The sequence below is a fragment of the Candidatus Thiodictyon syntrophicum genome, assembly GCF_002813775.1.
In the GTDB taxonomy this organism is placed as follows: domain Bacteria; phylum Pseudomonadota; class Gammaproteobacteria; order Chromatiales; family Chromatiaceae; genus Thiodictyon; species Thiodictyon syntrophicum.
The window spans coordinates 1,536,717-1,550,419 of the sequence record NZ_CP020370.1; the positions used below are offsets into that span (position 1 = coordinate 1,536,717).

At 65.9% G+C, this 13,703-nt stretch carries 11 protein-coding genes; 1 reads left to right on the forward strand and 10 read right to left on the reverse strand.

The annotated features are described in order from the left end of the window. Window positions 1-67: 67 nt before the first annotated feature. Together THSYN_RS06635 and THSYN_RS06640 are read right to left on the reverse strand one after the other, a co-directional pair. Window positions 68-484 carry a Uma2 family endonuclease gene (locus tag THSYN_RS06635; protein ID WP_335582495.1) on the reverse strand — a complete coding sequence of 139 codons (417 nt, stop codon included), beginning with the start codon at window positions 482-484 and terminating at the stop codon, window positions 68-70. 133 nt (window positions 485-617) lie between these two features. Then, window positions 618-2,252 (reverse strand): alpha-D-glucose phosphate-specific phosphoglucomutase, encoded by a 1,635-nt coding sequence (locus THSYN_RS06640; RefSeq protein ID WP_100918439.1) that lies wholly within the window; start codon window positions 2,250-2,252, stop codon window positions 618-620. Between the two features lie 387 nt (window positions 2,253-2,639). Between THSYN_RS06640 and htpG the strand changes: the two genes are divergently transcribed. Beyond that, window positions 2,640-4,601, forward strand: a complete 1,962-nt coding sequence (gene htpG, locus THSYN_RS06645) for a molecular chaperone HtpG (RefSeq protein ID WP_100918440.1) — start codon at window positions 2,640-2,642, stop codon at window positions 4,599-4,601. A gap of 777 nt (window positions 4,602-5,378) precedes the next feature. Here htpG and THSYN_RS06650 read toward each other — a convergent pair. From THSYN_RS06650 to THSYN_RS06680, 8 genes are all read right to left on the reverse strand, one after another. Continuing rightward, window positions 5,379-5,681 (reverse strand): hypothetical protein, encoded by a 303-nt coding sequence (locus THSYN_RS06650; protein ID WP_172965242.1) that lies wholly within the window; start codon window positions 5,679-5,681, stop codon window positions 5,379-5,381. A 589-nt stretch (window positions 5,682-6,270) separates the two neighbouring features. Continuing rightward, a complete protein-coding gene (locus THSYN_RS06655; RefSeq protein WP_157817500.1) occupies window positions 6,271-8,754 on the reverse strand; it encodes a mechanosensitive ion channel domain-containing protein in 2,484 nt (827 codons plus the stop codon). After that, window positions 8,747-9,379 carry a DUF1214 domain-containing protein gene (locus tag THSYN_RS35215; RefSeq protein ID WP_216644700.1) on the reverse strand — a complete coding sequence of 211 codons (633 nt, stop codon included), beginning with the start codon at window positions 9,377-9,379 and terminating at the stop codon, window positions 8,747-8,749. Before THSYN_RS35215 ends, THSYN_RS06655 begins: the two co-directional genes overlap by 8 nt. Beyond that, window positions 9,376-9,837: a hypothetical protein gene (locus THSYN_RS35220; protein WP_216644701.1), complete on the reverse strand. Its 462-nt coding sequence runs from the start codon at window positions 9,835-9,837 to the stop codon at window positions 9,376-9,378. The genes THSYN_RS35215 and THSYN_RS35220 overlap by 4 nt, the downstream gene beginning before the upstream one ends. Window positions 9,838-9,954: 117 nt before the next feature. After that, entirely contained in the window at window positions 9,955-12,474 is a 2,520-nt protein-coding gene (locus THSYN_RS06665) for an arylsulfatase (protein ID WP_100918443.1), read from the reverse strand. Window positions 12,475-12,681: 207 nt separating this feature from the next. Beyond that, window positions 12,682-13,035, reverse strand: a complete 354-nt coding sequence (locus THSYN_RS06670; RefSeq protein ID WP_100918444.1) for a hypothetical protein — start codon at window positions 13,033-13,035, stop codon at window positions 12,682-12,684. 127 nt (window positions 13,036-13,162) lie between these two features. Continuing rightward, on the reverse strand, window positions 13,163-13,411 hold the full coding sequence (locus THSYN_RS06675; RefSeq protein WP_216644702.1) for a hypothetical protein: 249 nt from the start codon (window positions 13,409-13,411) through the stop codon (window positions 13,163-13,165). Window positions 13,412-13,493: 82 nt separating this feature from the next. After that, entirely contained in the window at window positions 13,494-13,682 is a 189-nt protein-coding gene (locus THSYN_RS06680; RefSeq protein ID WP_216644703.1) for a hypothetical protein, read from the reverse strand. Between the last annotated feature and the right edge of the window lie 21 nt (window positions 13,683-13,703).

Here is a 13,703-nt window from a genome sequence, read left to right on the forward strand (position 1 = left end):
GGACCGAGTGTGGCCTTGATGTTAGCCGTGCCGGGGGTGGCGGACAAGGTGGGGTCTTGCTTGTCGGCTAACTCGACTCGCCGAAGATGTAGCCCAGGTCGATGTCGATCGACTCGAAGGGCGGGATGCGTGCCCGGGCCGGGGTCTCCGGCGGGCGATACGCGACCGAGAAACACACCCGATAGCTGCCGCCGTCGAGTGCATAGACGATGAGGGTGCGGTCCTCCGGGGAGAGTATCCAGTAATAGGGGACGGCGGCACGCTGGAGCAGCAGCAGGTGGTGGACGGTGTCCTTGCGCTCGTGGCCCGGGGAGAGGATCTCGCATACCCAGTCCGGGGCCAGGGTCATGATGCCGCTGGGGCGCTCGGGTACGCGCTCTTTGCGCCAGCCGGCGAGGTCATGGGAGGGGCATTGGTGCTCGCTGTAGCGTCGTAAAGAATACCTCTCACGGAGACACGGAGACACAAAGTCAAGAAATCCCACAAGATGATAAATCCAAGATGATAAATTCTTTTTCTCTGTGTCTCCGTGTCTCTGTGAGAGGATTTGCAGCGCTCGGCCTGGCGAGGTGCTCTAAGGGGGCTATCGGCGCGCCATCCCTGGCGCGTCGCCCGCCTCAGGTGATGACGGTCGGCTCGGCCCGCCCGGTGCGCTCCTCGATCTGGGCGAGGTCCCGGGCGATGCGGATGAGCGGGGCCAGGGCGTCCTGGGGGTCCTGGTGGTGCTTGGTTGGGTCGGGCTCGTAGGACTCGACATAGACCCGCAGGGTGGCGCCTTCGGTGCCGGTGCCGGAGAGGCGCAGGACGATGCGGGCGCCGCCCTCGAAGCCGATGCGGATGCCCTGATGCTTCGACACGCTGCCGTCGATCGGGTCGGTGTAGGCGAAGTCGTCGGCATAGGCGACGGTATAGGCGCCCAGGCGTTTGCCGGGCAGGGCCGGGAGCAGGACGTTCAGGTGGTTCACGAGACCGGCGGCGGCCTCGGCGTTGACCGCCTCATAGTCGTGGCGGGTATAGAAATTGCGCCCGAAGTGCCGCCAGTGCTCGGTGACGATCTCGGCCACGGACTGTTTGCGCACGGCGAGCAGGTTGAGCCAGAAGAGCACCGCCCAGAGCCCGTCCTTCTCGCGCACATGGTCGGAGCCGGTGCCGAAGCTCTCCTCGCCGCACAGGGTGATGCGCCCGGCGTCCAGCAGGTTGCCGAAGAACTTCCAGCCGGTGGGGGTCTCGAAGGACTCGATCCCCATGGCCTCGGCGACCCGGTCGGCCGCCTGGCTGGTGGGCATGGAACGGGCGATGCCGCGGATCCCGTGCTTGTAGCCCGGGGTCAGGTGGGCATTGGCGGCCAGGACCGCCAGGCTGTCGCTGGGGGTGACGAAGAATTCCTTGCCCAGGATCATGTTGCGGTCGCCGTCCCCGTCGGACGCGGCGCCGAAGTCCAGTCCATCGGTGCCGTGACACAGGTGGACCAACTCTTGGGCGTGGGCCAGGTTGGGGTCCGGGTGGTGGCCGCCGAAGTCCGGCAGCGGCACGCCGTTCATGACGGTGCCGGGCGAGGCGCCCAGGCGGTTTTCCAGGATCTCGATGGCATAGGGGCCGGTGACCGCGTGCATGGCGTCGAAGCGCAGCTTAAAGAGCCCCGAGTTGAAGAGCGCCTCGATGGCGCCGAAGTCGAACAGTGACTCCATCAGGGCCGCATAGTCCGCCACCGGGTCGATGACCTCGACCTGCATGGTGCCGATCTGCACCGTGCCGAGCTGGTCAAGGTCGGTGTCCGGGCAGTCCAGGCTGCGATAGGTGTCGATGGTCTGGGTGCGGGCGAACATCGCCTCGGTGACCGACTCGGGCGCCGGTCCGCCGGAGGCGACGTTGAACTTGATCCCGAAGTCCTCCTCCGGCCCGCCCGGGTTGTGGCTGGCGGAGAGCACGATCCCGCCCTGGGTCTTGTACTTGCGGATGAGGCAGGAGACCGCCGGGGTGGAGAGGATGCCGCCCTGGCCGACCAGCACCCGGGCGACGCCGTTGGCGGCGGCCATGCGCAGGATGGTCTGGATCGCCTCGCGGTTGTAGTAGCGGCCGTCACCGCCGACCACCAGGCTGCCGCCGGCGAGCGCGTCCTGGGTGTCGAAGATCGACTGGACGAAGTTCTCCAGGTAATGCGGCTGCGCGAAGACCCGGACCTTCTTGCGCAGCCCGGAGGTCCCCGGGCGTTGCCCCGCGAAGGGCGTGGTTTTGATCGTTTTCGGCTCCATGGTCAACCCCTTGATTGTCGGTGTGATGGCCTACATTGATGCGGTTCGGGTCGCGCGGCCGTCGCGCACTGGTGCGGCGGACCCGCGGCCACGGCGGGAAGTCCGGATTGTAGCCCCGGTACGGCGTGCGACAATAACACCGTCGGTGGTGCGCGTGCCGTCGAACGCCCCTTATCCCGTCGAACGGCGTCAGGCCGACGTAGGGTGCGCCGCGCGCACCTGCTGCGTCACGCCGTGGCACCGGAGTGTCGATCGGCGCAGACCTGGCCGCCACGACACGGCGGCCCCCGGTGCGCACGGCGCACCCTACGACTTTCGGTTTGTCGGCAGGCCAGGGCGCCCCGGCGAACACTAACAGATCGATTTTTCAAAGAGGTAGGCAAACGTATGACTGTCGAAGCGCACAAGGAAACACTGGAGTTCAAGGCGGAGGTGAGCCAGGTCCTGGATCTCGTCATCCGTTCACTCTATTCAAACAAGGAGATCTTCCTGCGCGAGCTGATCTCCAACGCTTCGGACGCGGCGGAGAAGCTGCGGTTCGAGGCCCTGAGCGACGATGGGCTCTACGAGGGCGACGGGGGCGAACTGCGCATCCGTGTGACGGTGGACAAGGAGGCCGGGACCCTGACCGTGTCGGACAACGGCATTGGCCTCAGCCGCCAGGAAATCGTGGAGACCATCGGCAGCATCGCCAGTTCCGGTACCAAGCGTTTCTTCGAGAAACTGACCGGCGATCAGGCCAAGGACAGCCAACTCATCGGCCAGTTCGGGGTCGGCTTCTATTCGAGCTATATCGTCGCCGACCGGGTGACGATCGTCTCGCGCCGCGCCGGTCTCGGCGCCGAGCACGGGGTGCACTGGGAGTCCGACGGACGCGGCAGCTACACGCTCGAGACGGTGGAGCGGGCCGCCCGCGGCACCGACGTGACCCTGCACCTGAAGGAGGACGAAAAGGAATTCCTGGACCCCTGGCGGCTGCGCTCCATCATCAGCAAGTTCTCCGACCACATCGCCCTGCCGGTGGAGATGCTCAAAGACGCCGATGAGGGTCCGGAGGGTGACGAGGCCGAAGCGGGCGAGGACAAGCCCAAGGACAAGGGTCCCGTCTGGGAGAAGGTCAACCGCGGCACGGCGCTGTGGATGCGCAACAAGGCCGACGTGACCGAGGAGGAGTACCAGGAGTTCTACAAGCACCTCTCCCACGACTACGACCCCCCGCTCGCCTATGTCCACAACCGGGTCGAGGGCACCAACGAGTACACCACCCTGCTCTTCGTCCCCTCCAAGGCCCCCTGGGACCTTTGGGACCGGGACCAGAAGCACGGCATCAAGCTCTATGTGCGCCGTGTCTTCATCATGGACCAGGCGGACAAGCTGCTCCCCCACTACCTGCGCTTCGTCAAGGGCGTGGTGGACTCCGATGACCTGCCGCTCAATGTCTCGCGCGAACTGCTCCAGCACAACCGCAAGATCGACACCATCCGCCAGGCCAACACCAAGCGCATCCTGGGCCTGCTGGAGACCCTGGCCACCGATGAGCCGGAGAAATATGCCGAGTTCTGGAAAGAGTTCGGCCGCGTGATCAAGGAGGGTCCGGCGGAGGACTTCGCCAACCGCGAACGCCTGGGCGGCCTGCTGCGCTTCTCCACCACCCACGGCGAGGGTGAGGCCCAGACCGAGACCCTGGACGGCTATATCGAGCGGATGAAGGAGGGTCAGGACAAGATCTATTTCATCACCGCCGACAGCCCCGCCGCCGCCCGCCACAGCCCGCACCTGGAGGTCTTCCGCAAGAAGGGCGTGGAGGTCGTGCTGCTGTCCGACCGGGTGGACGAGTGGCTGGTCAACCACATGCACGAGTACAAGGGTAAGCATCTGCAGTCGGTGACCAAGGGCGACCTGGACCTCGGAAGCCTGGCGGATGCCGAAGAGAAGGCCAAGACCGAGCAGGCGGCCAAGGAACACGGCACCCTGCTGGAGCGTCTCAAGACCGCTTTGGGCGAGCGGGTGGACAAGGTGCGCCCGAGCGCCCGCCTGGTCGACTCCCCGGCCTGCCTGGTCGTGGGCGAGTACGACATGAGCGCCAACCTGGCCCGGGTGCTGAAGGCGGTCGGCCAGGACGCCCCGGTGCAGCGCCCGACGCTGGAGGTGAACCTGGACCACCCCCTGGTCAAGCGCCTGGAGACGGAGGAGGATGAGACCCGCTTCGCCGACCTGGGCCTGATCCTGTTCGATCAGGCGCAACTCGCCGAGGGCGGTCAGTTGGACGACCCGGCCGCCTTCGTCGGGCGGCTCAACAGCCTCATGTTGGCAACATTGGACCCACAGGGGAGGATCATCCTGCCCTAGCTGACCGGTCCCGGGGGCAGGGACGCCGACCGGGGAAACTGGTCCCTCCTTCAGGGAAGGTCCCGCGGGTAGGAATAATGGCAGGATTTACGGTGTTATCTGTCTCGGGAAAGGGGCGCATCCCTTGTTCAACCTACCTCGGAAAGCACATGACTAAAAACCCCCATGATGGTTACTTAAGACCACCACGGGGGTGAACTTCTACCTCCACAACCAAGACACCCACCTGCGCTTCTTCGCGCAGTGAAGCGTAGATGACCTAAAAACTACAATCTGGGTGAAATTATGAAACGATCGGCGATCGGCGCTGCTGTTCTCAGTTCGGTTGTCCTGACCGCCTGTACTATGACCTTGCCTGTACGGGGGAAGGTTCAAGATTCAAGCGAAACGCTCACGGGGACCGCCACGGGTTACCTGAATGGCGGGGGTAATATGACGATCAAGTCAAGCAAGGGCGTTACCTGTACGGGGGGCTTCGTTTATGTGACGCGCCGCAACGGCGAGGGCGTTATCAATTGTGACGATGGGCGTAGCGGCCCGTTCCAGTTTGTGTCAACGGGGACCAGCGGAACGGGCCATGGCGACTTTGGAAAGGAACGGTTCACCTTTATCTTTGGCTCCTAGGGGGAAAAGGCGATAGCTGCGGCGGGACGGGGCATGCGCCCCGTCCCTCACGTTTATTGCATTGCCGACCGTTGGCATGAGTCGGCTGGCCTGACGAAAATATCAGGCTGCTCCGCGGCCCAGGCATATTGGTTCTTTGCGCTGAACCGCGACTCAGACTGGTTTGCTCCCCGCTGGCCCATCGCTGTCAAAACTTCCGTAGCGGGCCAAAAACCGAGCAAACTGTTCACGCTGCAACCGGACCCGCTGCACTTGGCGGGGGTGGTTCTCGTGCTCGAAGGCATCCACGCCAAAGGCCGCGGGCGGCGGCAGCGCGTCCAGCAAGTCGATCCCTTGATGGAAGAAGGTGCGCTTGCCCGCATCCGTCAGGGCGAGATCAAAGACCCGGTTGGCGGTCTTGATCGCTTCGTGCGCTTTGCCTTCGGCGATCAGACGCAGCAGATAGCCGTGACACACCCGGATCGCGGCCCGCAGTTGGTCGTAGCCGCGGGGGGTGCGCTTACCGGGAATAAGCGTGATGTTGGACAGGCGACTGGCCAGGCAGTCAAATGGATGCGCTCGATCTTCACAATTCGTCCAAGAACGCGGCATAGTCATCCGGGGACCGATCCACCACCCGCACCTCCAACCCCGCGAACACGCAACCGATCTCTGCGGACTTACGGGGTCGCAGTGGCGGTGCCAAAGGAGTGCTTGGCAGCGTGGCCGCGGCATTGTCCCGGTCCGTCGGCAGGGCCGACTGGGCGTGATCTGGCGGGGGGTTCCTGATACTCATGGGCGCATACTATACCGTCAGGTTTTCAGTTTCGGTTGTTCGTTCTTGGTTACGCGATGCCAGCCAGCATCTTACGAAAAACCAGAAACTGAAAACTCAGGCCTCGATCAAGGTTCTGGCCGTAGGGTGGACAAGCGATAGCGTAGTCCACCGAATTCCGCACCACCGCTGGTGGACTGCGCTGCGCTTGTCCACCCTACGATGCCGCCTGGCCGGGACGATGATCAAGGCCAAGACTGAACACGGTTGGATATAACGCCGAAGGCCGGATCACGCACCTGGGGCGCCAGGCGCCGGCGCGACGTTCTCAGAGGACAATAGTCTCACCTCCCGCTGCGGGAACGGGAAGCTCAGCCCGGCCGCATAGACGGCCTGGTAGACCGCCGCCGCGAGCGCGCTACGGACCTCGGTCGTGTCATCGTAGTCGGTCCAGGCGCGCAGCTCGAAATTGATCGAGCTGTCGCCGTAGCTCATGAAATAGCAGCGGGGCGGGGGCTCGGGCGAGACCTTCGGGTGGGCCTGGGCGACCCCCTCCAGCAACGCGATCACCCGCTGGGGCTCACTGCCGTAGCCGACGCCGACCGGGAGTTCAAACCGCCGCTGCCGGTCGCTCAGGGTCCAGTTGGTTACCTGATTGGCGGTCAGTTGGGAATTGGGGATGATGACCTCGGCGCCCTGCAGGGTACGCACCACGCTGGCGCGGATGCCGATCCGGCGCACCCGGCCCTGCAGTTCGCCGACCTGGACCGCATCCCCCACATGGATCGGCTGCTCGAACAGCAGGATGAGCCCGGAGGCGAAATTCTGTACCACGCTCTGGAGGCCGAACCCGATGCCGATCCCCAGGGCCCCGGTGAAGACCGTCACCTGGGTGAGTGTGATGCCCAGGAATCCGAGCGCGATGAAAAAGGCCAGGATCGCGATGCTGTACTGGAGCAGGCTCGATGCGGCATAGGAGATGCCGCTGGAAACACGGGTCCTGGGGTAGACCTCCTCCTGCAGGACGAAGCGCAGCCCGGCCGACACCAGGTGGGCGGCCCAGAGGGTGACGGCGAAGGCCAGGACGTCCCCGGCGGAGGTACTGAAGCTGCCGAGCGTCAGCCGGGCGGCGAGACTGTACTGGATGGCTGCCGTGAAGGGCGCCCAGAGGCCGAGGTAGTCCAGATAGCGGTACCACCAGCTCAGGACCGCAACCCAGATGAGCAACCGTTGGGCGCGCAACAGCAGCCACTTGCGGTGATCGCGGACCATGTTCAGGGACCGCAAGGGCCAGACCCGAAGCGCAAAGGCGAGGACGGCGGTCAGCACCCGGACCGCGGCATAGAACCACAGGACGTAGACCCACCCGACCAGGACCGCCGGTGTGCTGAGGCGGGCGAGGCGCAGACTGCCCACCAGGCTGGCGGCGAGCCCGACCGCCAGCGCGGCCAGGGCCGCGCCTGCCAGGAGGCGCCAGACCCAGGTCGTGCCCGGCGGCACCCGTTCATCGTCCCCGGCCCGCTGCTTCAGGTGATAGAGCAGCCACAGGAGCGCGATCCCCCCGGCCAGGGACTCCACGAAGATGAGGGCCTGATCGACCAAGGGGGGGGCGCCGCCGAAGGCGTGGCGCGCCCGGTCCAGGGCGAAGAGCAGGCCCAGGGTCAAGAGCGGCGGGCGCAGCGCCGCGTCCAGCAGGGGGCGGGCGAGCAGGATCAAGGGCGCCAGTGCCAGGGCCCCGAGCAGTTCCTTCACCTCGGCCGGGGCCGGTGACGCGAGGCTGGTCGCAAAGATGAGTGCCACCACCAGGGCGGCGGCTACGGGGCGGTCGAAGACGACGGTGATGCGCGCGATGTCCTCGCCCGCCGCCGCCCAGTGCCGCAGTCGTCCCCGGGCCGCCCGCAGGGCGATCAGGGTGGCGAGAAAGATCGCGAGATGCAGCGGCATCCGTTTCGCGGGTTCGTGCAGGTACAGACCGACCTGGACGCGCAGTGTCGCGGCGACCTGGTGGGCACGCCCCGGGATGGCGGCCAGCCCCTGGGTCCAGAGCGTCGGGCTCCAGAGGGGGCGGCCGGTAAGGGCGAAGACCCCGCCCACATTGCCCTCCTGGGCCTCCAGGATGCGCGTCCTGGCGCCCTCGCAGCGGGTGACCTCGCGGGCGACCGCGGCCTGAAGGTCGAGTGCGTCGTCGCGCTGGGCGCGATAGAGCGGCTGTGCCGCCGCCAGGGTCGCGAGCGTGTTGTCGACCTGCGCGAGCACCGCGGCGGGGCTGGCGGCAGCCTGCGCCGCCTGGCGGGTCAGGGTCCAGGTCTCGTGCAGCCGCGTGAGACTGGTGGCCGCGTCCTGGAGCCTGGCGGCCCGCCCGGTGAGGGTGTCGAGCCACGCGGTGAGGGCGAGCTGACGGGCGTGCCAGCCTTCCTCCTGGGCCTGGAGCGTCTCCAGGGAGGGCTGATCCCGCAGCAGGTCCAGGAGTTGCCCCTCGTCGGTCGCGAGCGCGGTGACGATACCGGGTAGGGTCGTGCGGATCGATTCGATCTCGGCGCCTGGGATCAGGTCCGCGGCCAGGTGGCGCAGGAGCTGCGCCACCGCGGTGGCCGATGGGGCGATGTGTTCGATCGGGATCGGGGCTGGGGCTGCCGGGATGGTCGCTGCGGCTGGCGCCGCGGCTGGCCCGTCCGCGGCGCCCGCCAATGGTGCAGGCACCCACAGGACCAGCAGCAGCGCGGCGGCTGGCCTCAGGACTGCCGAACTGATTCCCCACTGCTGCCTGCTACTCATGTCCGTTGCGGAGCCTCCTGAGCTCGATTTCTCCCGGTCGCCAGGTCTTGTCGAACCAGGGCTCCAGCGGTCCGTAGAGCCGCAGGATAGTGTTCCAAGCCTTGCCGGGGGCGGTCTGTACCCAGTTCTTCTCCTTTCCGGCCGGCGCCGTCGGGCCGAACCAGACGTCCACCGAGCCGTCCGCATTGACCAGCAGGCCCTCGGTCTGACTGCTCACGCTGGGGAAGCGCTGGTCCGTCTGGATCATCGAGCGGGTCTGGTTGCTGTACAGGATCACGGACCAGAAGTCCTTGACCGGGACATGCGGCGGCAGGTGGAGTTGGTAGTGCTTGCCGCCGTCGAGCGGGTCGCCCTTCGCATCCCGGGCGGTCCAGGCGTACTGGGAACCTCTGCCCACCATCTTTTCCTGCATCGCCGGGGTCACGCCAGTGGCCATGAAGTAATAGAAGGCGTAGCCGTCGAGGTTAAGCACCCCCGGCTGAGATTGGAACCTGTAGCCGCCGACGAACGGGAGCTGCCAGTGGCTGTCGGCGTAATAGTAGTCGTCGCGATCGCGCATGTGGAATGCGATGGTACGCGCCGTGGCGTCGCCCACCGCGGCGGCCTCTGCGAGTATCTTTTTCATCCGCGCGTCAGGTGCGAATGGCTTGCCCTTGTGTAGGGCGTATTGTCGTTGGCGGTGAGCTCCACGGTGCGGGCATCCACCAGTTGCTCCCAGATCGGCACGGTCGCATTCGCCGGACCCAGCGTCAGGATGGCATTGCGATTGCCCGCCTGATTGACGGCTGGCAGGGCCAGCAGGTACGCCTGCACGGCGCGCTGGAAGTCGAGGTTGTCGTAGAGCTTCTCGGCGGTGGCCTGATCCGGGAAGCCGTCGAAGAAATGCAGGGTCCCGAGGCGCGTCTGCACCTTGTCCGGGGAAGCGATCCCGGGCGGGATGGGGGTCGAATACTTGAACTGGCCTTCCCTGGGCTGGTGCGAGCCCTCAGCGGCCGCCAGGGCGTCCTGGAGGGCGAGGCTGCCGGACAAGGCGAGGGCCAGGACGAGGGTTCCGATCAGACGAGTTGGGCGTGGTATCGGCACAACGATTTCTCCGGGTGTCTGAACAATTACGACGAAGCGGGGGCGGGCCGCGGATCGCCCGGCGGACCGTCCGCTGCCGAGCGATCCGCCAGACTGGCGGATGGCGGACTGCGGCGACTACTCCCTGGCCGCCGCCGCCTTGGCATCGGCCTCCTTGAGCTTCTCGATGTCCGCGGGCGTCAGTTCCGGACGATTGACCTTGATCGTCAGCTTCACGAGCTTGGCGGTCAGCGGGAAGGGCGGCCGGTAGTCCGCGTCATTCACGCCAGTCAGGGTATCGGAGCCGATGTCGAATGACTCGTCCCATTGCAGGATCATCGGCAGCGTCTTCTCCATCCGCTTGGTCGCGACTGCCTTACCATCGACCTTGAGCGTTCCGGTACCGGGCCGGCCGACACCGCTGAAGTTGTTGAGCGCCAGCGTACCGGCGCCCAGGCCCTCGTATTGAAAGTCGAACTCAAGGGTGTGGGGACCGGGGGTCAGCGCGTCCGGACCTTCCCACTTGAGACGCTCCAGGTCGACCAGGTTCCACAGAAACACCGGCTTGCCCCCGAGCAGGTAGAAGCCGTAGCCGGCGAAGCGCCCGCCCGAGGTCAGGATCATGCCCTCGGCACCGCCTTGCGGAACCTCGATTGCGGCGGTAATGGTGTAAGAGGCGTTGAGCAGCGACGGCGAGTCGCCCTGGGGCAGGCCGGTCATCGGCCGGGTGTAGACGAACTCAGAACGCCCGGCGGTGATGTTCGGGCGCGGGGCCACGATCCGGGCCGCCACCGAGGCATCGAGCGGGAAGACCTGGTGCTTCTTCGCCTCCGCCACGAATATCGTCTTCAGGTCCTTGACCTTCTCCGGGTGCTTTGCTGCGATGTCCTCGCTCTGGGTGAAATCGCGGCTCAGGTCGTAGAGTTGAAACTCCTGGTTGTTCAACGGATCGGGATTGGCCGGACCGAAGGCCTCCCAGGGCGCACGATTGACCTTGGTGCCGAGCAGCCAGCCGTCGTGGTACAGCGCCCACTGGCCCATCATCTCAAAGTACTGGGTCTTGTGGCGTGACGGCGCCTTGGCATTGGCGGCATCGAAGGTGTAGGCGAAGCTCGTGCCCTCGATCGGCGCTTGCTTGATGCCGTCGACGACCTCGGGCGCACTGAGGCCGGCCGCCTCCAGGATGGTGGGGACCACGTCGATCACATGGACGAACTGCTCGCGCAAGGCCCCCTTGTCCTTGATGCGGGCCGGCCAGGACACGACCATGTTCTGATTGGTGCCGCCGAGTCGGGAGGCGTTCTGCTTGAACCAGTCAAACGGTGTGTCGAAGGCCCAGGACCAGCCGGCGGACATGTGGTTGTAGGTCTGCTCGGTGCCCCAGACGTCGTAGAACTTCATCTGCTCGTCCACCGGCATCATGCCCACACCGTTGAACCACGCGACTTCGTTGGGCGTGCCGAGCGGCCCGCCTTCGGCGCTGGTGCCGTTGTCGCCGTTGATGTAGATGACCAGCGTGTTGTCGAGCTTACCCAAGTCCTGAAAGGCCTGAATCACCCGCCCGATCTCGTGATCGTTATAGGCGGCAAAGGCGGCGAAGACCTCCACCTGGCGGATGAAGAGCCTCTGCTCGTCCGCGGTGAGTTTATCCCAGGGCTTCAGGACCTCTGCCGGCCAGGGGGTCAACTGCGCATCCTGGGGGATCACGCCCAGCCGCTTCTGGTTGGCGAAGATGCGCTCGCGCAGCTTCTCGTAGCCGTCGTCGAAGAGATGCATCGCACTGATCTTGTCCACCCATTCCTTCATCGGGTGATGCGGCGCGTGGGTGGCGCCGGGGGCGTACTTGATGAAGATCGGCCGATTCGGGTCGGTCTGGTGGATGCGCGTCATGTAGTCGATCGCATCGTCGGCCATGGCGGTGATCAGGTTCCAGGTGCCGGGCGCCTTGCCCTCGAAGGGGTAGATCTGGGTGGTGTTGCGGAACAGGTTCGGCTGCCACTGGTTGGAGTCGCCGCCGACGAAGCCATAGAAATACTCGAAGCCCATGCCGGTCGGCCACTGGTCGAAGGGTCCGACCTGGCTGGCCGCGAAGGCCGGGGTATTGTGATCCTTGCCGAACCAGGAGGTGGCATAACCATTGTCGAGCAGGATGCGCCCGATGGTCGCCTTGTCCTTGCCGATGATGCTGTTGTAGCCGGGAAATCCCGTGGACTGTTCCGAAACTACGCCGAAGCCGGCCGAGTGATGGTTACGTCCGGTGATGAGCGCCGCCCGGGTCGGCGAGCAGAGCGCGGTGGAGAAGATGCGGTTGTAGCGCAGGCCTTCGCTCGCGATGCGGTCCATCGAAGGCGTTGGGATGACGCCGCCGAAGGTGCCCGGCACGCCGAAGCCGGCGTCGTCGGTGATGATCAGCAGTACGTTGGGCGCGCCCTTGGGCGGCACGACGCGCGGCGCCCACCAGGGCTTGGATTGCAGCGCGCCGTCCTTGATGACGCCACCGAACTTGGGGTCGGGCGGCGGCAGTTGATTGCCGGGTATGGTCGTGGTGGCACCGGGCGAGCCCGGGGTGCCGGTGACCTGTTGGGCATGGATGGGCGTGACGCCGACAATCGCGATGGCGATTGCCGCACGCACGAAGGTTCTCAAGTTTTTCAGCATCGGTCGCTCCTCGGGAGCCGATCGGACCGGATGGACGACCGGTCGTCGGCCGATCGCATTGATGGGGCCTGCAACGTCGGCGCTTTATTCTGCCATTGATACGGAAACGTACAGTAAGCGCCTTGCGGTGATCTCAGAAAGCCTGCTATGAAATGCGTTTCCGAAAGATTGTGCGGACGGGGCGACTGCCCCGCCCGGCGCGGCGGACTATTTCTTCAGGTCCTCGACCGCCTTCTGGTCTGCCGCCGCTCTGCCTTCCATGCCGCCCGCGACCGCGGCCGCATCGACCGACTCCTCAGTCTTCAGTTTGGCGGCACGCTCATTGGCCGCGGTGGGGTCGGCCTTGGCCTTGGCCCGCGCCGCGGCGGCCTCTTTCGCCAGCTTGTCCGCCTGGCTTTGGAGGCTGTCCGCCTCCTTCTGCTCCGCGGCGGCGCCGGTGGTTACCGCGTCCGCCTCGGCGGCCGCGGCAGCCTTTTCCTTATAGGACTCCGCCGCCACGCTCCCGGCCAGGATGAGCGCCAAGGCGGCGGTGGAACTGACGATCAGCTGCTTGAGTTTCATTTGCCTGTTCTCCGATGTGTCGATGGTTGAGGACGCCGTTTTCCCGGCGCGATACTCAGATGGCCCCGGTCAGTAAGGCCGAGAGCATAGGCTGAAGTGACCCGCGAGCGCGGGCCGCGACAACGGTTCAGCGGCGCAAACCGGCGCGATTTACCCCGCCATTTAGATTTCCTGGTTTTGGTGCGGCAACCGCGCGTGCCGCTGGTGCCACCGGCGCCTTGGCGACCGGTCGCGCGACACAGCCCTTCGGGACGCCCACCGTCTTGCAATAGACGACGGCGCTCGCGGGCGCGGCGGCGAAAGCGAGGCCCATGGCCAGCAGACTCAATGCGATCGATCGGTTCATCAGCGACTCCTGCGTGTGGTTGAGGATCATCGGCGGACAAGTCAGGTCAGGGCTTGTGGGCCGCGACCACGAGGTGCAGTGCGGCCCGGCGGCTTGCGCCGCGGGTCGGCCGTCAGCGCCGCCACATGCGCCGGCTCGCGCCGGCAAAGGAGATGGGCGTCAACGGCATGCCGATGATGTCGATGAAGAGCGAGGCCGGGCCCCCGCTGGCTGGCGGCTGACCCTCCAGGACCTTGACCGCATAGCTCAGGTCGCGCCCCGCGAGCCGGGGTTCGCGCAACTCCAGGACGATGTTCGCCATCTCGCCCCCCTCCAGGACCGA

What these genes read in the sequence shown, in the direction of transcription:
- THSYN_RS06640 (WP_100918439.1), bottom strand. Translation starts at nt 2,252, where the DNA reads ATGGAGCCGAAAACGATCAAAACCACGCCCTTCGCGGGGCAACGCCCG.
- htpG (WP_100918440.1), top strand. Translation starts at nt 2,640, where the DNA reads ATGACTGTCGAAGCGCACAAGGAAACACTGGAGTTCAAGGCGGAGGTG.
- THSYN_RS06655 (WP_157817500.1), bottom strand. Translation starts at nt 8,754, where the DNA reads ATGAGTAGCAGGCAGCAGTGGGGAATCAGTTCGGCAGTCCTGAGGCCA.
- THSYN_RS35215 (WP_216644700.1), bottom strand. Translation starts at nt 9,379, where the DNA reads ATGAAAAAGATACTCGCAGAGGCCGCCGCGGTGGGCGACGCCACGGCG.
- THSYN_RS06665 (WP_100918443.1), bottom strand. Translation starts at nt 12,474, where the DNA reads ATGCTGAAAAACTTGAGAACCTTCGTGCGTGCGGCAATCGCCATCGCG.
- THSYN_RS06670 (WP_100918444.1), bottom strand. Translation starts at nt 13,035, where the DNA reads ATGAAACTCAAGCAGCTGATCGTCAGTTCCACCGCCGCCTTGGCGCTC.
- THSYN_RS06675 (WP_216644702.1), bottom strand. Translation starts at nt 13,411, where the DNA reads ATGATCCTCAACCACACGCAGGAGTCGCTGATGAACCGATCGATCGCA.
- THSYN_RS06680 (WP_216644703.1), bottom strand. Translation starts at nt 13,682, where the DNA reads ATGGCGAACATCGTCCTGGAGTTGCGCGAACCCCGGCTCGCGGGGCGC.